Source organism: Deltaproteobacteria bacterium (assembly GCA_016875395.1).
GTDB lineage: Bacteria > Myxococcota_A > UBA9160 > UBA9160 > UBA6930 > VGRF01.
Genome location: VGRF01000011.1, coordinates 49,356 through 68,051 on the forward strand (window position 1 = coordinate 49,356; position 18,696 = coordinate 68,051).

The 18,696-nt window shown below is 71.7% G+C and carries 15 protein-coding genes and 1 pseudogene; 8 read left to right on the top strand and 8 right to left on the bottom strand.

The genetic code is table 11. The annotated features are described in order from the left end of the window. Positions 1 to 19: 19 nt before the first annotated feature. Entirely contained in the window at positions 20 to 4,567 is a 4,548-nt protein-coding gene (locus FJ091_10640; GenBank protein ID MBM4383813.1) for a DEAD/DEAH box helicase, read from the top strand. Continuing rightward, a complete protein-coding gene (locus FJ091_10645) occupies positions 4,568 to 5,380 on the top strand; it encodes a hypothetical protein (protein ID MBM4383814.1) in 813 nt (270 codons plus the stop codon). A gap of 1 nt (position 5,381) precedes the next feature. On the opposite strand, the gene FJ091_10650 is transcribed toward FJ091_10645, so the two are convergent. Together FJ091_10650 and FJ091_10655 are read right to left on the bottom strand one after the other, a co-directional pair. Beyond that, positions 5,382 to 5,864, bottom strand: coding sequence for a hypothetical protein (locus FJ091_10650; GenBank protein MBM4383815.1), 483 nt, complete (start codon positions 5,862 to 5,864; stop codon positions 5,382 to 5,384). Continuing rightward, positions 5,861 to 6,778 (bottom strand): heme A synthase, encoded by a 918-nt coding sequence (locus FJ091_10655; GenBank protein ID MBM4383816.1) that lies wholly within the window; start codon positions 6,776 to 6,778, stop codon positions 5,861 to 5,863. The genes FJ091_10650 and FJ091_10655 overlap by 4 nt, the downstream gene beginning before the upstream one ends. 148 nt (positions 6,779 to 6,926) lie before the next feature. Here FJ091_10655 and FJ091_10660 point away from each other — a divergent pair, with 148 nt between their 5' ends. Beyond that, complete coding sequence (locus tag FJ091_10660; GenBank protein ID MBM4383817.1) at positions 6,927 to 7,340, top strand: hypothetical protein; 414 nt, start codon at positions 6,927 to 6,929, stop codon at positions 7,338 to 7,340. A gap of 4 nt (positions 7,341 to 7,344) precedes the next feature. Here FJ091_10660 and FJ091_10665 read toward each other — a convergent pair whose 3' ends face one another. The 6 genes from FJ091_10665 to FJ091_10690 form a co-directional block, all read right to left on the bottom strand. After that, a complete protein-coding gene (locus FJ091_10665) occupies positions 7,345 to 8,256 on the bottom strand; it encodes a TIGR01777 family oxidoreductase (GenBank protein ID MBM4383818.1) in 912 nt (303 codons plus the stop codon). Positions 8,257 to 8,356: 100 nt separating this feature from the next. After that, the gene (locus FJ091_10670) at positions 8,357 to 9,367 is read right to left on the bottom strand and encodes an LLM class F420-dependent oxidoreductase (GenBank protein ID MBM4383819.1); all 1,011 of its coding nucleotides are present in this window, start codon (positions 9,365 to 9,367) and stop codon (positions 8,357 to 8,359) included. Positions 9,368 to 9,418: 51 nt separating this feature from the next. Next, the gene (locus FJ091_10675; GenBank protein MBM4383820.1) at positions 9,419 to 10,189 is read right to left on the bottom strand and encodes a 3-hydroxyacyl-CoA dehydrogenase; all 771 of its coding nucleotides are present in this window, start codon (positions 10,187 to 10,189) and stop codon (positions 9,419 to 9,421) included. Between the two features lie 89 nt (positions 10,190 to 10,278). Then, positions 10,279 to 10,995 (bottom strand): aminotransferase class IV, encoded by a 717-nt coding sequence (locus FJ091_10680; GenBank protein ID MBM4383821.1) that lies wholly within the window; start codon positions 10,993 to 10,995, stop codon positions 10,279 to 10,281. 118 nt (positions 10,996 to 11,113) lie between these two features. Further along, positions 11,114 to 12,400: a citrate synthase gene (locus FJ091_10685; protein ID MBM4383822.1), complete on the bottom strand. Its 1,287-nt coding sequence runs from the start codon at positions 12,398 to 12,400 to the stop codon at positions 11,114 to 11,116. A gap of 171 nt (positions 12,401 to 12,571) precedes the next feature. Further along, positions 12,572 to 14,275, bottom strand: coding sequence for a phospholipid carrier-dependent glycosyltransferase (locus FJ091_10690; protein MBM4383823.1), 1,704 nt, complete (start codon positions 14,273 to 14,275; stop codon positions 12,572 to 12,574). A 240-nt stretch (positions 14,276 to 14,515) separates the two neighbouring features. Between FJ091_10690 and FJ091_10695 the strand changes: the two genes are divergently transcribed. From FJ091_10695 to FJ091_10715, 5 genes and pseudogenes are all read left to right on the top strand, one after another. Then, the gene (locus tag FJ091_10695) at positions 14,516 to 15,424 is read left to right on the top strand and encodes an NAD(P)-dependent oxidoreductase (GenBank protein ID MBM4383824.1); all 909 of its coding nucleotides are present in this window, start codon (positions 14,516 to 14,518) and stop codon (positions 15,422 to 15,424) included. A 16-nt stretch (positions 15,425 to 15,440) separates the two neighbouring features. Next, the gene (locus tag FJ091_10700) at positions 15,441 to 16,166 is read left to right on the top strand and encodes a glycosyltransferase family 2 protein (GenBank protein MBM4383825.1); all 726 of its coding nucleotides are present in this window, start codon (positions 15,441 to 15,443) and stop codon (positions 16,164 to 16,166) included. Positions 16,167 to 16,235: 69 nt separating this feature from the next. Then, positions 16,236 to 16,928 (top strand): annotated as a pseudogene (locus FJ091_10705) (TolC family protein). A gap of 64 nt (positions 16,929 to 16,992) precedes the next feature. Continuing rightward, positions 16,993 to 17,568, top strand: coding sequence for a TolC family protein (locus FJ091_10710; protein MBM4383826.1), 576 nt, complete (start codon positions 16,993 to 16,995; stop codon positions 17,566 to 17,568). Further along, a complete protein-coding gene (locus FJ091_10715) occupies positions 17,565 to 18,695 on the top strand; it encodes an efflux RND transporter periplasmic adaptor subunit (GenBank protein ID MBM4383827.1) in 1,131 nt (376 codons plus the stop codon). The genes FJ091_10710 and FJ091_10715 overlap by 4 nt, the downstream gene beginning before the upstream one ends. The last annotated feature ends 1 nt before the right edge of the window (position 18,696 follow it).

Genomic DNA, 18,696 nt, shown 5'->3' on the forward strand with positions numbered 1-18,696 from the left:
GACGCGGTAGCCTCGTCGCGTGAGTGAATCCGTCGACGCGCTTGCTCCCTTCAGCCCCGCCGCGCGCGAGTGGTTCGCCTCCGCGTTCGCGGCGGCGACTCCCGTGCAGCGCGACGGCTGGGCGCGCATCGCGGCCGGCGAGCACGCGCTGCTGCTCGCGCCGACGGGCAGCGGCAAGACGCTCGCGGCGTTCTTCTACGCGATCGATCAGCTCGGCAGCGCGCCGCGCGACGGCGGCGCCCGAGGTGTCGAGCTGCTCTACATCTCGCCGCTGAAGGCGCTCGTCGCCGACATCGAGCGCAATCTGCGCGCGCCCCTCGTGGGCGTGGCGCGAGCGGCGGACCGCATCGGCGCGCGCTTCGCGGCGCCGCGCGTGGCGCTGCGCACGGGCGACACGCCCGTGCGCGATCGGCGCACGCAGGCGCGCGATCCCGCCGAGATCCTCGTCACGACTCCGGAGTCGCTCTACCTGATCCTCGGCTCCGCGCAGCGCGAGACGCTGCGCGCGGTGCGCTGGATCGTGGTGGACGAAGTGCACGCGCTCGCGGCGACCAAGCGCGGCGCGCACCTCGCGCTCTCGCTCGAACGCGTCGCAGCGTTGTGCGGCGAGCGCGAGCCGCAGCGCATCGGGCTCTCGGCGACGGCTCGCCCGGTGAGCGAGGTGGCGCGATATCTCGGCGGCTCGCGCGCCGTCGCGATCGTCGACGCGACGGGGCCGCCGAGGCTCGACCTCACGATCTCGGTGCCCGTGCCAGACATGACGAAGCCGGGCACTGCGGCGCGAGTCACGCTGAGCGCGCGCGAGCCCGAGGTGCACGAGATCGCGCTGCCGGGGCACGAGGCGAGCGCTGGGTCGGAGCTGCTCGCGCCGTTCAAGTCGCGCGCGAAGGGCGCCGGCGGCGAAGACCCGGACACGAGCCTCTGGCCGGCGATCTATCCGAAGCTGTTGGAGGCGATCCGCGCGCATCGCAGCACGATCCTGTTCGTGAACAGCCGCGGCCTGTGCGAGCGGCTCGCGCGGCGCCTCAACGAGCTCGCGGAAGAAGATCTCGTGCGCGCGCATCACGGTTCGATCGCGCACGAGCAGCGCCGCGCGATCGAAGAAGATCTCAAAGCGGGGCGGCTGCGCGCGATCGTGGCGACGAGCTCGCTCGAGCTCGGCATCGACATGGGCGCGGTCGACCTCGTGCTGATGGTCGAGTCGCCCGGCGCGGTCTCGCGCGGCCTGCAGCGCGTCGGCCGCGCGGGGCATCAAGTCGGCGCCGCGAGCCGCGGCCTGATCTTCCCGAAGCACCGCAGCGACCTGCTCGAAGCGACCGTCGTCGCGAAGGGCATGCGCGCCGGCGCCGTCGAGTCGCTGCGCGTGCCACACACGCCGCTCGACGTGCTCGCGCAGCAGATCGTCGCGATCACCGCGCTCGAAGGTTGGGACGTGAGCGCGCTGCACGACTTGTTACGGAGAAGCGCGAGCTACGCCGACCTGTCGCGCGAGCTGCTCGGCTCGGTGCTCGACATGCTGGCGGGCCGCTATCCGAGCGCGGACTTCGCGGAGCTGAAGCCGCGCATCACCTGGGACCGCGAGCGCGACCGCATCGAGGCGCGGCCGGGCGCGGGCAAGGTCGCGCTGCTCTCGGGCGGCACGATTCCCGATCGCGGGCTCTACGGCGTTCACGTGGGCGCCGACGGCCCGCGTGTGGGCGAGCTCGACGAAGAGATGGTGCACGAGACGCGCGCGGGCGAGATCGTGACGCTCGGCGCCTCGAGCTGGCGCGTCGCCGAGATCACGCGCGATCGCGTGATCGTGAACCCCGCGCCCGGCGAGCTGGGCAAGCTCCCGTTCTGGCGCGGCGACGGCCCCGGCCGGCCGCTCGAGCTGGGCCGCGCGCTCGGCGCGTTCGTGCGCGAGCTGGGCGAGCAAATCGGGCCGGACGCCGCCGCCGGTGAGACATTTCGGCCCGGCCAGAATGATCGCCCCTCGCGCGATCGCGCCGAGGCGTGGCTCGCCGCGCACTGGGATCTCGACGCGTACGCCGCGCGCAATCTCGTGGACTACGTGCAGGAGCAGCGCGAGGCAACGGGCTCACTGCCGAGCGATCGCAGCATCACGATCGAGCGCTTCCGCGACGAGCTCGGCGACTGGCGCGTGTGCATCCTCACGCCGTTCGGCTCGCGCTTGCACGGGCCGTGGGCGCTCGCGATCCAGGCGCGCCTCGCGGCGGAGAAGGCGACCGAGGTGCACGCGCTGTGGAACGACGACGGCATCGCGCTGCGCTTCCCCGACGCCGACGAGGCGCCGCCGACCTCGCTGTTCTTGCCCGAGCCCGAGGAGGTGCGCGACCAGGTGGTCGAGCAGGTGGAGCGCTCGGCGCTCTTCTCCGGCCAGTTCCGCGAGAACGCGGCGCGCGCGTTGTTGTTGCCGCGCTGGCGGCCGGGCGGGCGCACGCCGCTCTGGAGCCAGCGCCTGCGCGCGCAGACGCTGCTCGGCATCGCGCGCGGCTTTCCCTCGTTCCCGATCTTGCTCGAGACGTATCGCTCGTGCCTGCAGGACGCCTTCGACCTGCCCGCGCTCGAGGACTTGCTCGCGCAGATTCGGCGGCGCGAGGTGCGCATCGACGACGTCGAGACGCGCAGCGCGTCGCCGTTCTCGCGCAATCTGGTCTTCGCCTACACCGCGGCGTTCCTCTACGAGTACGACAACCCCGTCGCCGAGAAGCGCGCGCACGCGTTGTCGCTCGATCGCGCGATGCTGCGCGAGCTGCTCGGCCACGAGGAGCTGCGCGAGCTGCTCGACCTCGCGGTCGTCGAGGAGGCCGAGGCCGAGCTGTGCGGGCGTGCGCCCGAGTTTCGAGCGCGCGCTGCGGAGCAGCTGTTCGACTTGTTGCGGCGCGTGGGCGATCTCAGCGACGCCGAGATCGAGGAGCGCAGCGAGGGCGACGCGCGCGCTTGGCTCGAAACGCTCGCGGCGGAGCGGCGGGTCGCGCGCGTGCGCATCGCGGGCGAACCTCGCTGGATCGCGGCGCACGAGGCCGGGCTCTATCGCGACGCGTTCGGCGTGAGTCCGCCCGCGGGTCTGCCCGCCGAGTTCCTCGAAGCGGCGCCGGATGCAATCGCGAGCGTGGTCGCGCGTTTCGCGCGCCGGCGCGGTCCCTTCGTGACGGGTGACCTCGCTTCGCGCTACGGGCTTCCGCTCGCGCAGGCCGAGCTCGCGCTCGCGAGTCTCGAAGCGCGGGGGAAGCTCGCGAGCGGAGACTTCCGCCCCGGCGGCGCCGCGCGCGAGTGGTGCGACGCCGACGTGCTGCAGTTGTTACGGCGCCGCTCGCTCGCCCGGCTGCGCGGCGAGGTGGCGCCGGTCGAGTCGCGCGCGCTGGTGCGCTTCCTGCCGGAGTGGCAAGGCGTCGCGAGCGGCGGCTCCCTCGCCGACGCGCTCGATCGCCTCGAAGGCGTGCCGCTGCCGTGGAGCGAGCTCGAGCGCGCGGTGCTGCCCGCGCGCGTGAAGAGCTTCGACCCGCGCGCGCTCGACGAGCTCTCCGCGCTCGGCGCGCTGGTGTGGATCGGCGCGGGCGCGCTCGGCGATCGCGACGGTCGCGTCGCGCTCTATCGCCGCGAGCGCGCCGCGTTGCTCGCGGATTCGCCCATCGCGCCCGATTCGCTGAGTCCCCTCGCGCAATCGATCCTCGCGCAGCTCACGGCCCGCGGCGCTCTCTTCTTCGGCGAGCTGCTCGCGGCGAGCGGCGGCGCCTCGGCCAAGGACGTACTCGACGCACTCTACGAGTTGGTGTGGGCGGGCCTTGCGACGAACGACACCTTCGCGCCGCTGCGCAGCCTCGGCACGCGCGCTCCGCTGCGGCGCGGCGCGCTGCCCGGCGGCGCAGCGGGGCGTTGGTCGAGCGTCGCGAGCGTGCTCGCGAGCGCGATCTCGGACACGCAGCGCGCGCACGCACGCGCGGGCGTGCTGCTCGAGCGCTATGGCGTGCTCGCGCGCGAGGCGTTCGCGCAGGAGCACTGGCGCGGCGGTTTCGGCGGCGTGTACCCGGTGCTGCGCGCGATGGAGGAGGCGGGCAAGGTGCGCCGCGGCCACTTCGTCGCGGGTTATCAGGGCGCGCAGTTCGCCTACGCCGGCGCGGTGGATCGCCTGCGCGCGGCGCGCACTCCGTACGAGGCGAACGCGAACGCCGCTGCCGCGCTGCTCGTGCTCGCCGCGTGCGATCCCGCCGTGCCGTTCGGGACGCTGCTGCCGTGGCCGACGCCCAGCTCGCCCCTCGCGCGTCCACGGCGCTCGGTCGGCGCGCGCGTCGCGCTCGCCGACGGCGTGCTCCTCGCTTTCATCGAGCGCGGCGCGAAGAAGCTGTGGACGTTCCGCGACGCCACCGAAGCGCAGCCGGAGCTCCTCGCTCGCGCAATGCGCGCGCTCTTCGCGGACCGCTCGCTCGCGGTCGTGCGCCTCGAAGAGATCGACGGCGCGCCCGCCGCCGAGTCGCCGCTCGCCGAGGCGCTGCTGCGCGGCGGCTTCCGGCGCGGCTACCGCGGGCTCGAGCTCGAACGGTCGGCGGCGAGTCGAGAGATCTAGGTGCCCGAGGGCGACACGCTCTACCGGGCCGCGCGCTGGCTCCACGACGAGCTGGCGGGCCGCGCGATCGACGCGCTCTGGATTCGCGGGCGCGGCCTCCTCCCCGGCGGAGTCGTGACGGAGTCGCGCGCGCTCGGGAAGCACGTGCTCGTCGGCCTCGCTGCGCACGCGAAGGAAGGCGAGGGCGCGCTGCAGCCGGACGCCGTGCTGCACTTCCACCTCGGCATGTACGGGAAGATCCGGCGCTACGACGTGGCGTTCGCGGGCGAGACGTCGCTCACCTCGCTCTGGATCGCGCGCGGCGACACGCGCTGGATCGTGTTCCGCGCGATGACGGCCGAGTTGTTACGGCGCAGCGCGCTCTCCGATCACCCGCAGCTCGCGAAGCTCGGTCCCGACGTGCTCGCGCCTCGCCTCGACCTCGCCGCAGTCGTCGCACGCGCGCGCGCTGCGCATCGCCCGACGATCGCGGACCTCCTCGTCGATCAGCAGGTGGCGGCCGGCATCGGGAATCGCTGGAAGTGCGAGGCGCTCTTCCACGAGGGCGTGCATCCGCAGACGCAGCCCGAGGCGCTGAGCGACGCGCAGCTGCTCGCGCTCTACCGGCGCGCGCGCGAGCTGATGGCCGACGCCGTCGCGCGCGGCGGGCGCGACGCGCACTTCCCGACGCCGCGCGGCGCGCCGCACGGGCGCAGCTGGGTCTACGGCCGCGACGGGCGCCCGTGTCCCGCGTGCGGCGCGCCGATTCGCGTCGCGCGCATGGGCGACGACGCGCGGGGCGTGTGGTGGTGCGCGCGCTGCCAGCGCGGGTGAGTTACGCCGCCGGCGCGATCAGCGCGTCGAGCGCGGGCCACTCGACCGCGCTCTGCGCCGCGAACGCCTGAATCAACAGCTCGCGATCCTCGGCGCCATCGCCTGCGCGGAACTTCGCGACCGCCTCGGCGAGCCTCTCGCGCGCGGGCTCGGCGGGATTGTCGTTCTTCAAAATCCCGTTCTCGTGCTCGATGCCGAGCGCGTCGAGCCATTCCGTGAGCAGGTCGCGCCGCACTTCGAGGAAGTAGGCCGCGAGCACTTCCTCCGCGATCGGCGAGGCCGCGAAGCGCGCGAGCGCCGAGCGCACGAACTGCGCCTGCTTCTCCTTGCTCTGCTTCATCATGAACTGCGGGCGCGCCTTGAGCGTCACGCACGCCGCGCCGACGGCCTGCGTGTACACACCCGGCAGCTTCGCCTTCACTTGCTGCAGCACGTGGAGCGCACGCTCCTGCGACATGTGGCCGAAGATCTCGTGCGGCTTCATCTCGTCTCCTTCGCGAATGCGACGCGGGTGCAGGACGTGAGCGTGAGCACGAGCGCGCCGGCGAGCGCGGTGTGCAGCGCCGTGATCTCGACGCGCAGCTCGAGCAGCACGTTGGCGACGCCGACTGCGATCTGCACGAACACCAGCACCGCGGCGAGTCGCGCCTTCTTCGAGATCTGCGGAATTGCGCGCGTCGCCCACACCATCGAAAGCACAAACAGCGCGAGCAGGTAGCCGTTCGCGCGGTGGTGGACGTGGAGGCCGACGGGGTCGCTCATGCCCCACACCGGGAACCAGCGCTCGTCGTAACAAGCGGGCCAGCGCCAGCAGGCGAGGCCCGCGTAGCGCGACGAGAGCTGGCTGCCGAGAAACACTTGGAAGAACAGGAAGAGCGCGCTGAGCGCGACGGACCACCTCGCAGCGCGCGCGAGCGGCGCGGGTGCGGGCTCGCCTCGCGCGAACGCGCGCAGCGTGAGACCGAGCCACAGCACCGAGGCGTTCCACACGTTCCCGACGATCAGGTGCGAGGTGACGCTCCACGACGCGAGCAGGTGCCACACGGTGAGCGCGCCGAGCAGGCCCTGGACGGCGAGCAGCGCGAAGCTCACTCCCCAGGTGGCACCGGCGACGCGGCGCAGCGTGGCGTCGCGGAGGATCAGCGCGCCGAGCGTGAGGAACGTCACGCCGAACGCCCAGCCCACGTAACGGTGCGATACCTCCCAAGCGACCTTGAAGTCGAACTGCGGCACCACTTCGCCGAAGCACAGCGGCCAATCCGGGCACGCGAGACCCGCGCCGTGTGCGCGCACGAGCGCGCCGAGCATGATGTTCGCGAGGATGAAGCCGTTGAAGACGAAGCACGCGCGGGCGAGCGCGGCGGCGCGCGTGCGGGCGAGTGCGTCGGCTGCAGACATGGGCGGCGCACGGTAGAGGACGCGCACCTCGCTGCCAGACAGCCGCGCTGCGGTTGCCGCTCGCTCGCGCGTGCGAGAGGCTCGCGCCGGCAGTTCGCTCGGCGGGATCAAGCGCGGTGCGGCGGCCGTCGATACGAGGCGCATGGCGATGGCGCTCCCCTCACCGATCGCGAAGGACGACCCGCGGCAGCTGCGCGTGCTCTTCGAGCGCGCCGTGGTCTGCTCGCGCATTCACGAGGTGCCGTGCACGTTCATCGGCGTCGCGGCGCCGGAAGGCGATTTGCTCGCGCGCGACTTCCTCGACTTCGTCGAGAGCGAGCTGCGCGTGGAGGACCCGATCTTCCGCATGCTGCGCGAGCGCGCGGTGGTGCTGATGACCGACGTCGATGAGCGCATGGCGCGCCGCGTGATCGAGCGCCTTTGCGCAGAGTTCGCGTCGCGCTTCGCGCCGCGCACCGAGCTGCCGCTCACGTTCGGCTTCTGGGAAGTGCGCCCCGGCGCGACGCCGACCTCGAAGGACGTGCTGCCCGCGCTGTTCGGGATGAAGCCCGGCGCCGACTAGCGCGTTACTTCGCGACGATCTCCGAGAGCGCGGCGTCGAGGGTCGGGTAGCGGAACGTGAAGCCCGCGCTCTGCGCCGCGGCGGGAACGATGCGCCGGCTCGCGAGCAGCTCGGTCGAGATGTCGCGTAGGGCGGTGCGCACCGCAAACGCAGGCACGGCAAAGAACGCGGGGCGGTGCAACTGCTTCGCGAGCGCGGCGCTGAACTCTGCATTGCGCACGCTGCCGGGCGCGGTGCAGTTCCAGGCTCCGCTCGCGGCTTCACTCGTCAGCGCGAACTGCATGAGCGCGGCGCAATCTTCGAGGTGGATCCACGGGAACCACTGCCTGCCGTCGCCCAGCTTGCCGCCGAGTCCAGCGCGAAAGATCGGCAGCATCAGACCGAGCGCGCCTCCGCTGCGCGCGAGCACGACGCCGATGCGCAGTGAGCACACGCGCACGCCGAGCGCGCGTGCGCGCGCGGCCTCGGCCTCCCAGTCGCGGCACAGCTCGGAGATGAAGCCGGGGCCGGGCGGATCGCTCTCGCGGATCTCGTCGTCGCCCGAGTCGGCGTAGTAACCCACCGCGGAAGCGCACACGAAGACGCGCGGGCGGCTCGCGTCTGGCAGCGCGGCGAGGGCGTCGACCACGCTGCGCGTCGAGTCGATGCGGCTCGACCAGATGCGCTCGCGCCTCGCCGCAGTCGGGAGCCCGCCGAAGATCGGCTCTCCCGCGAGGTGCACCACCGCGCCCGCACCGTCCAGCCACGCGGTCTCCACCTTCGTCCCGTTCCACGAATAGGCGCGCTCGCTGCCGCGCAGCGCGACGCGCGCGGCGTCGCGCGTGATCCAGCGAAGCGCGCGCCCCTCGGCCCGTAACAACTCGGCGAGACGCGCGCCGATCATCCCCGTGCCGCCGGTGAGGACTACGTCCGTCATTGCGGTGCCCCTCGCGGATGCTCGACCTCGCAGCGCCGGCTTGTCTCGGTCATCGAGGCCACTGTTCGATCTCCGCTCGGCTCTGCCTAAACGCGCGCGCTCAAGAGGCGCTTGCCGACGGCGCGAAGGTCTCGTAAATCCGCAGCGCTTCGTCGCGGCTCGTCGCGAGCGGCGCGATCACGGGCGTCGTCACGCCCGCCTTCACGAAGCCCGCGAGTTGCTCCTTGCACTCCTCGGCGGTGCCGATGATCGCGATGCGATCGACGATCTCGTCCGTAATCGCTGCGGCGACCGCTGCGCGATCCTTCTTCGCGAAGCCCTCGGCGATCGCCTTCGCCTCTTCCTCGAAGCCGCACCACGCGAGGAACGCGTTGTAGACCGGCGCTGAGAGATATCCGCCGAATGCCATGCGCACGAGCCCGCGCGCCTTCGCGCGATCGTTCGTGACGCACACCTGGAAGCGGCACACGACCTCGTCCCGCGTGCCGTCGCGCCCCGCCTTCGCGGCGCCGCGGCGATAGGCGGCGAGGATCTGCGGCATCGCGCTCGCGGGCTGGAAGTTGATGATCAGCCCTTCGCCGACTTCGCCGGCGAGCTCGCACATCTTCTCGCGCAGCGCGGCGAGGTAGATGCGCATCGGCTTCTTCGGCTTCGCACCGAGGCGCAGGCCGTTCGAGCGGAAGTACTTGCCGTTGAAATCGGTCTTGTCCGCGTTCAGTGCTTGCCGGATCACGGCCACCGACTCGCGCACGTGGCCGAGCGGCTCGCGGAAGTCGCAGCCGTTCCAGTCGCGCATGATCGCGTGCGACGACGAGCCGAGGCCGAGGATGAAGCGGTCGTTCGAGAGCTGCGCGAGCGTCGCCGCGCTCATCGCGAGCACCGCGGGCGTGCGGTTGTAGACCGCCACGATCGCCGTGCCGATCTCGATCGTGCTCGTCGAGACGGCCAATGCGCCCGCGAGCGAGAACGAGTCCGGTCCGGCGGTCTCCGCCATCCAAATCGCGGGGTAGCCCCACTCGCGCTCCGCGCGCTGCGCGAGCTCGATCTGCCCGCGCGCGTCGTAGAACGGGGCAGGGATCGTGAGCGCCATCCGGCCCAGGTTCAGCGCCATGTCTCTTCCTTCCCTCGGCACGCAGCCGCGTCAGTTGTTACGGGGCTTCGCTCAGCGCGGCTGCATCCGGATGGCGCCGTCGAGGCGGATCACTTCGCCGTTCAGCATCGGGTTCTCGACGATGTGGCACGCGAGCGCGGCGTACTCCTCGGGGTTGCCGAGGCGCGACGGGAAGGGCACCTGCTTGCCGAGCGAGGCGCGCGCGGGCTCCGGCAGGCCCATCAGCATCGGCGTGAGGAAGAGCCCCGGTGCGATCGTGCACACGCGAATGCCGACGCTCGCGAAGTCGCGCGCGATCGGCAGCGTCATGCCGACGACGCCGCCCTTCGACGCGGAGTAGGCGCACTGCCCGATCTGGCCCTCGAACGCGGCGACCGACGCGGTGTTGATCACCACACCGCGCTCGCCGCCGGCGTTCGGTGCGTTCGTCTGCATCTTCGCCGCGCTGAGGCGGATCACGTTGAACGTGCCGATCAGGTTGACCTCGATCGTCTTGCGGAAGAGATCGAGGTTGAATGGCTTGCCTTCCTTGTCGACGGTCTTGCCCGCTGTGCCGATTCCCGCGCAGTTCACGACGATGTTCACGAGGCCGAACTTCGCGACCGTCGCGTCGACGGCCGCCTGGACCTGCGCTTCGTTCGCGACGTCCGCCTCGCAGAACTGCGCCGCGTCGCCGAGCGACTTCGCCACCTCCGCGCCCTTGCTGCGCCCGAGATCGAGAATCGTGACGCGCCCGCCGCGCGCCACGATCTCGCGCGATGTCGCCTCACCCAGCCCCGAGCCGCCGCCCGTCACGATCGCGGCGCTGCCGTGCAGATCCATCCTGTGCCTCCGAGGAAAACGAAGGGGCGCAACCTAGCTCAGCGCGGACTCGGGCCTGGCCCCGAACCGCGCTCCGTGAACCCCCGGGTTCACGCCGCCGCGCGCAGGATCGCCGCCAGCCGCTCGCACACCGGCCCCGGCGCAGCGACCGCGCCGAGCTTCTCGCCATCGAGCTGCGCGATCGCCTTCGCGCCGCGCACCGAGTTCACCGCGATCACCTCGGCGGCGCGCGCGAGGTCGTCGCGTGTGAGCGCGGCGTCGGCGATCTCGGGCAGCGTCTCGCGCAGCACCGCGAGCGCGAGACCGCGCACACAGCCGAGCGCGGGTGATGGCGTGAGCAGCGCACCGTCTTCGCGTACGACGATCACGTTCGTTCGGGCGCCTTCGACGAGTCGCCCCTTCGAATCGAACATCAGCGCCTCGTCGCAGCCCGCTGCGCTCGCGGCTTCGCGTGCGGCCTCGACGTCGGCGCGCGCGAGCTTCGCGCCGGGTGCGAGCGCGTGCGGGCCGGCGTGCCACGCGGAGACCGCGCGCCACACGTGCGGGTCGGGACCGAGCGCGCGAGTCGTGCCCACCAGCGCGAGCGTGCCGGCTTCGTCGCGGCACGCCTCCAGGCGCACGATGCCGGGCGCGGTGCCGAAGCGATACGCGCCGAGGCGCGCGAGCTCCGCGTGCACGCGCTCCGCGCGCGGCGCGCCGAGCCCGAGCGCCGCGCAGTCGCGCGCGAGCCGCTCCGCCGCGCGCCGCCCGAGCGCCACGCGCGTGCCGGTCCAGCGCGCGGTCGTGTAGCAGCTGCTCGCGTCCATCTCGCGCGCATCGTCGCGCGCGAGGGAGCGTGCCGCGACAGCGCCGGAATCGGCGCGCTCCAAACGACGAACGCGCACCGGGTCACCCTGGTGCGCGTTCGATGGAACGAACCTCGTGCTAGCCGCGCTGATCGATCGGCACCACCGTGCGCTTCGTCGGCCCCTGGTACACCTGCCGCGGCCGCCCGATCTTGTGCTTCTGGTCGTGCATCTCTTGCCACTGTGCGATCCAGCCGGGCAGGCGGCCGATGGCGAAGAGCGCCGTGAAGAGCTTCTCCGGCACGCCGATCGCCGTGTAGATCACGCCCGAGTAGAAGTCGATGTTCGGGTAGAGCTTGCGCGACACGAAGTAGTCGTCCTTGAGCGCAATCTCCTCGAGCTCCATCGCGATCTCGAGCAGCTTGCTCTGCACGCCGAGCCGGTTCAGCACGGCCGAGCACGCCTTCTTGATCACCTTCGCGCGCGGGTCGAAGTTCTTGTAGACGCGATGGCCAAAGCCCATCAGGCGCGAGGTGTCGTCGCGACTCTTGGCGCGCTCGACGAACTGCCTCGCGGTGAGGCCCTCACCCTCGATCTTCTGGAGCATCTCGATCACTTCCTGGTTCGCGCCGCCGTGGCGCGGGCCCCAGAGCGCGCTGATGCCGGCCGAGACCGAGGCGAACAGGTTCGCGTGCGCCGAGCCAACGAGGCGTACGGTCGAGGTCGAGCAGTTCTGCTCGTGGTCGGCGTGCAGGATGAAGAGCAGGTCGAGCGCCTCCTCGACCGTGGGGTCGACGCGGTACGGCTCGCACGGCGTCGCGAACATCAGGTGCAGGAAGTTCCCGACGTACGAGAGCTGGTTGTTGGGGTACATGAACGGCTGCCCGATCGACTGCTTCAGCGCGTAGGCCGCGATCGTGGGCAGCTTCGCGATCAGCCGGTGGATCGAGATGTCCACCTGGCGCGACGAGCGCGGGTCGAGCGAGTCCGTGTAGAAGGACGAGAGCGCCGCGACGCCAGCCGAGCAGGCCGCCATCGGATGCGCGTCTTTCGGCAGCGAGCGATAGAAGAGTCGGAAGTCCTCGTGCAGCATCGTGTGGTAGCGGATCGACCGCGTGAACTCGTCGAGGCGCTTCTTGTTCGGCAGCTCGCCGTCCATCAGCAGCAGCGCCACCTCGAGGAACGTGCACTTCTCGGCGATCTCCTCGATCGGGTAGCCGCGGTAGTGGAGGATGCCCTCCTCGCCGTTGATGAACGTGATCGAGCTCTCGCACGAGCCCGAGTTGCCGTAGCCGGGGTCGAGCGTGATCAGGCCGGTCGAGTCGCGCAGCTTCTGGATGTCGATCGCGCGCTCACCCTCGCTGCCCTCGATGATCGGCAGCGAGATCTTCTTCCCGTCGTAGTGAAGCTCGGCGCTCTTGCTCATTCGCTTCGCCCTCTCGGTGCGCACGCGCAGCTCTGGCAGCTGAGGCGGGCGTGCATTTCGTTCCGTCGCAACCGCTTCTCAAAAATTCGGCGGCACTATAGACGAGCGTTTTCGGCCGGAACTAGTGGATTCCTCACGCAATGTTCTGCGGACGCTCGAAGTTTTTTCGCTCTAGGACCCGACGGCCGGCGCGATCAGCACGATTTGGCGATCCCCGCTGCGGAAGCGCTCCACGATTTCTCCGAGTGGTGGACCCTCGAGCTTGCGCGCGCGCGCAACGACCACGCGGCCGCCGCTCTCGAAGAACTCCGCGACCTCGGCGGGCGTGGCGAGCTCGCGCACCGGCGCGGCGGCGTAGTAGGCGAGGCCGCCCACGAGGTTGTGCTCGTCGTAGAGACCGATCTCGGCGCCGGCGGGCGTGCGCGCAGACGCGGCCAGCGCGACCGGCCGCACGCTGCGCATCGGGTCGATCGCGGGAAAGAGCTGCGCGAACGCGGCGAACAGCGCGGCGTAGGCGAGGCCGATCGGCACGAACACGAAGCGCAGCGCCGACGAGCGCGCGCGCACGAGCGCGATCCACGCGAGCGCGGCCGCGACGATCGCGCCGAACAGCGTGAGCCCGAACGAGCGCAGCAGCGCGAGGTCGATCTCGGCGAGGTCGCTCGGCTTGAGCCAGCGCCCGAGCCAGTCGTTCTTGAAGAGCGCCGGGAGCGGCGCGCCGCTGCCGAGCTGGAGCGCGAGCGCGCCGAGGAGCGCGAACAGCAGCCCGACCAGCAGCGCGACGAACGCGAGGCGCTTCGGTGCTCGCGCGCGGCCCGCGAGCCAGCGCTCGAGGCCACCCGCGCAGAGCAGGGCGATCGCCGGGAAAGCCGGGAGCAAGTAGAGGCCTCGTTTCCCGCTCGCGAGCGAGAAGAACACGAACGTCGCGCCGGCCCACGCCAGCAGGAAGCGCCAGGCGCGCTGCGTCTCGGGCGTCTCGTCCGAGCTGCGCAGCGTGCGCCACGCGGCGATGCCGGCGACGGGGAAGAGCAGCGTCCACGGCAAGAAGTCGAGCGGCAGCTGGTAGAGGAAGTACCACGGCGGGTTGTCGTGCGGCGCGCCGTCGCCGAGCCGGCCGAGCAAGTTCACCCAAACCGCTTCCCACGCGAATCCATCGGGTGCGAGCGCACTCGCTGCCACGATCCACGCGAGGCCGGGCGCGATCGAGAGCAGCAGGCCCCACCACGGAAACACGCGGGCGAGATCGCGCAGCCGCTTCTCCCACGCTAGGAAGGCGACGATGACGAGCACGGGCACGAGGAAGCCGACGGGGCCCTTGGTCAGCACCGCGAGCCCGAGCGCGACGTGCAGCGCGAGCGCGTTCAGCGCGCGGCTGCCCATGCCGCGATCGAGGCGCCAGAAGGCGGCGAGCGCGAGCGTCTCGAGCAGCGCGAGCAGAGGGTCGAGCTGCACGCGGCGCGCGAGTCGCGCGAACTCGTAGGTGGTGAGCAGCAGCGCGGCGCCCGCGAAGCCGACGCGTCCGCCGAGCAGGCGCGAGCCGAGCGCGAGCGTGAGCGCGACGAGCAGCACGCCGGCCGCGGCGGACGGGATGCGCCCCGCGAGCTCGCTCACGCGCCCCTCCCGCACACCTGCGAGCGCGGCGAGCCAGTAATAGAGCGGGGGCTTCTGCGTGTACGGCTCGCCGTTCAGATGCAGCAGCACGAGCCCACGCGGCCCCTGCTCGAGCGCGCGCACCTCTTCGGAAACCTGCAGATAGCGAGGCTCGTCGGGCGCCGAGGCTTCGAGCGCGCCGAGCTTCGTGAAGAGCAGGAGAGCGGCGGCGCCAACGAGCAGCGCGCGCAGCCAAGGCGAGACCGGAGGCGAGGGCGCGTGCATGGACGCAGGGTAAAACGCCGCGCGCCCTCGCGAGGGAGAAACTGCGCTGCGGGGACGTTCCGCAAGAAAGGCAAGCAGCCGGCGCGGCTCCGCAAGCCGCCGCGCGCGTGCCGCGTGGCGAAATCGACGGAATGAGTGGGTTTGGAGTTTCTTTACTTTCTTGCGGAACGTCCCTGGGTCTTCGGGCCCGCGAGCTGCCCCGCCCGCCCTAAAGTGCGATGCCTTGCACCGAGGGTTCGCATGAAGAACGCACGCATCGTCATCACCGGCGCGACGGGGCAGGTCGGCTTGCCGCTGACGCGCGCGCTCGCGCGCGACAACACCGTGTTCGCGCTCGGGCGCTACGCGAAGCCGGCCGACGCCGCGAAGATCGAGGCGCTCGGCGCGAAGCCCGTGCGCGCCGATCTCGCGAGGGGCGAACTCGCCGCGGTGCCCACCGACGCCGACGTCGTGCTCAACCTCGCCGTCGTGCGCAGCAACACGCCCGACTTCGACGGCGATCTCGCGATGAACGCCGAGGGCGCGGGCTTGCTCTTCTCGCACTGCCGCCCGCGCCGCGCCTTCATCCACGGCTCGTCCGCCGCCGTCTACGCGTGGAAGAACGGCGAGCCCGTGAGCGAGGGCGACCCGCTCGGCGATCACCACCGCGTGATGATGCCCACCTACAGCCTCTGCAAGATCGCCGCGGAGTCGGTGGTTCGATACTGCGCGCGCCAGCACGGCATTCCGACGACGATCGCGCGCCTCGGCGTTCCCTACGGCGAGAACGGAGGCTGGCCCTGGTACCACCTGATGATGATGAAGGCGGGCGTGCCGATCCCCGTGCATCCCAGCGGCGCGAATCGCTTCCCGCTGTTTCACGAGGAGGACCAGCTGCGCACTTTCGATGCGCTGGTCGAGATGGCGAGCGTGCCCGCCACGATCGTGAACTGGGCGGGCAGCGAGGACACAAAGGTCGAGGAGTGGTGTGCGGAGCTCGCGTCGCTCACCGGCCTCACGCCGAAGTTCGATCGCACAGAGAAGGCGCTCGCGCCGCTGCCGCTCGACGTGCGCAAGCTCGAGGCGCGCGCCGGCAAGTCGCGCGTCGCATGGCGCGATGGAATCCGGCGCATGGTCGCAGCGCGCAACCCGGAGTTGTTGAAGGCGTGAAGGCTCGGGGCGCAGCGTGAGCCTCGCGCCGTACCTGAGCGTCGTCGTGCCGTTCTTCAATGAGCACGGCAACGCGGAGGCGCTCCACGCCGAGATCGTCGCCGCGCTCGCGAGCGTCGCGGGCGGCTTCGAGTGCGTGTACGTGGACGACGGCAGCCGCGACGGCACTGGCGAGGTGCTCGCGGGGCTCGCGGCGAAAGACGCGCGGGTGCGCGTGATCTCGCTCGCCGCGAACGAGGGGCAGACGGCAGCGCTCGCCGCGGGCTTCGCTGCCTCGCGCGGCGAAGTGATCGCGACGCTCGACGGCGACGGCCAGAACGACCCCGCCGACCTGCCGCGCTTGTTAGGCGCGCTCGACCGCGCCGACTGCGTGAACGGCGTGCGCACGAATCGCCAGGACACGCGCTTGAAGAAGCTCTCGTCGCGCGTCGCCAACGCGTTTCGCAACTGGGCCACGCGCGAGAACGTCACCGACGTCGGCTGCTCGCTGCGCGTGATGCGCGCGAGCTTCGTGAAGCGCGTGAAGCTCTACCGCGGCATGCACCGCTTCCTGCCCACGCTGTTGCGCCTCGAAGGCGCGCGGCTCGCCGAGCTGCCGGTGAGCCACCGGCCGCGGCATTCGGGCGTCTCGAAGTATGGGATCGGGAACCGGCTGTTCGTCGGGATCGCGGACGTGCTGGCGGTGCGCTGGATGGTGAAGCGGGCGCTGCCTCGGGCCCGGAGCCGAAAAACGAGCGACTGAGGCGGCGCTCGCACCAGCACGCCACTCGCTGTGTTCATTTGCCCCGAGATTGGGCGGTGGGCCACAGGCATGCGCGATGCACGAGTGGGCTGCGTGAACCTCGCAGCCCGCGACCTCGCTCGGATCGCCCTCGCTCTTGGGCTGGCGAATGCTTGCGCGCGAGGCGTACAGGCCGAGGACGCGCCCTCTTCGTGGGCAACTCCAGAGCGGCTCACCCTGCGCTGGGCGGTCGAGCGAGCGGCGTCGCACAGCCCAGAGATCTTGGCTGCGTATGCGAGGTGGCTCGCGATGGCCGAGCGCCCCTCGGCCGAGGGCGCGCTGCCCGATCCGATGTTGATGCTCCGTTACCACAACGAAGACGGGCCGATCAGCTTCGGCGAGTCGGACTTCTCGTTCGTCGAGATCGGTGTCGAGCAAGAGGTGCCGCTCGCGGGGAAACGCGGCCTCCGGCGGGCGATCGCTGCGAGCGCCGCGGAGCGCGAGCGCGCGATGCGCGACATGACCGCGCTGATGGTGCTCGAGCGCGTCGCGATGCAGCACGCCGAGCTCGCCGCGCTGGAGGGGACTCGCGCGGCGCTGGAGGAGAGCGCCACCGCGCTCGGCGCGCTGATCGCGCAGAGCGAGGCGCGCTACGCGGTCGGAATGGCCGAGCAGCAGGACGCGCTGCGCGCGCGGCTCGAGCGCGACATGGTGCGCGAGCGCTTGGAGATGGTCGCGCGCGAGCACGCGGCGGCGCGGGCGCAGCTCGCGGCGCTGCTCGGCTTCGCGCGCGCTGACGATCTCGCGTCCAGCGTCGCCCCAGAATCCGAGCGGGCGCTCGCCCCGCTTGCCGAGCTCCGCGCGCGCCGCCGAGCGCTCGCCGGCGCTGCGCGCCGCGCAGCTCGAGTTGCTGCGCAGCGCGGACTCCACGCGCCTCGCGCGCCGCGAGATCGTGCCGGAGTTCGCGCTCACCGCGGCCTACATGAACAAGCAGCAGCTGTTCCCCGAGTGGGAGCTCGGGATGAAGCTCAGCATTCCGCTGTGGGCGCGGCAGAAGCAGCGCCGCATGGCCGCGGAGGCTGCGTTGATGGAGCGGGCCGCCGAGCAGGAGCGCCGCCGCACGGAGCTCGACATCGACGCGCGCCTCGGCGCACTGCACGCATCGGCCGAGGCGTCGCAGCGACTGCTCGCGCTCTATCGCGATGCGCTGATTCCGAGCGCCGCGCGCACGTTCGAGTCCGCGCGCGCTTCCTACGCCGCGGGCCGCATCGAGCTGATGGCGGTGATCAGCGCGTTCACCGCGCTGCGCGACGCGCGCATTCGTGAGGCCGAGGAGCGGGCGCGGTTGCTCGGCGCGCTCGCGGAGATCGGGCCGCTCGTCGGCGAGACGCCGCTCGGCGAAGCGTGGGAGGTGAGGCCATGAGCCAGGGAGCGGCACGCTGGACGCTCGCGCTCGTGCTGGGGTGCGCCGGTTGCGGGGACGAGCGCGCAGCGCACGTCGGGCACGAGCCGCCGCCAGTGGAGGCATCGGCGCCGAAGCGAGGCGACGCCGCGCTGCCGGGGATGGCGCCCGTCAGCATCGCCGAGGATCGCCGGCAGTTGTTAGGGGTGCGCACCGTCGAGCTTTCCGTTCGGCCCCTCCTACGCGAGATCCGCACGGTCGGCGTGGTGGCGGCCGACGAAAGGAGAGTGAGGCGCATCCAGAGCAAGGTCGAAGGCTGGGTCGAGGAGCTCTTCGTCGGATTCACCGGCGAGGCGGTGCGCGTGGGCGCCCCCGTTCTCGCGCTCTACAGCCCGGAGCTGGTCGCGAGTCAGCGCGAATACGTGATCGCGCTGGAGGCGGCCAAGGGCGGGGCCGACGACCGCTCCGGACTCGTCGCCGCCGCGCACGCCCGGCTGCGCGCGTTCGACGTGAGCGATGCACAGATCGCGGCACTCGCGCGCTCGCGCAGCCCGCAGCGCCGCGTGGTGCTGCACTCGCCGATCCGCGGCTTCGTCACGGTGAAGGCCGTCGCGCAGGGCGCCTACGTCATGCCCGAGTCGGAGCTGTTCACGGTGTCGGATCTCTCGCGCGTGTGGGTGTGGGCCGAGCTGAACGAGGACGAGATCCCGCTCGTCGCGCTCGGCCAGCGCGCGCGCATCGAGGTCGCCGCCGCGGAGGCGGATCGCGACGCACAGGTGACGTACGTGCAGCCGACCCTCGATGTCGAGACGCGCACGCTGCGCGTCCGCTTCGATCTCGACAACGCGGATGGCGCGCTGCGCCCCGGCATGTACGCCACGGTCAAGATCGAGCGCCCGCTCGGCGACGTGCTCGCGCTTCCCGAGGAAGCCGTGATCGACACCGGCGAGCGGCGCGTGGTGTTCGTCGAGACCGCGCGCGGCACGTTCACGCCGCGCGAGGTCTCCCTCGGCCGCCACGGTCAGGATCACTACGAGGTGCTCGGCGGGCTCGCGGCCGGCGATCGCGTCGCGGTGAGCGCGCAGTTCCTGCTCGACTCCGAGAGTCGGCTGCGCGGCGCAGGCCACACCGCGCACGGCGCGCACTGAC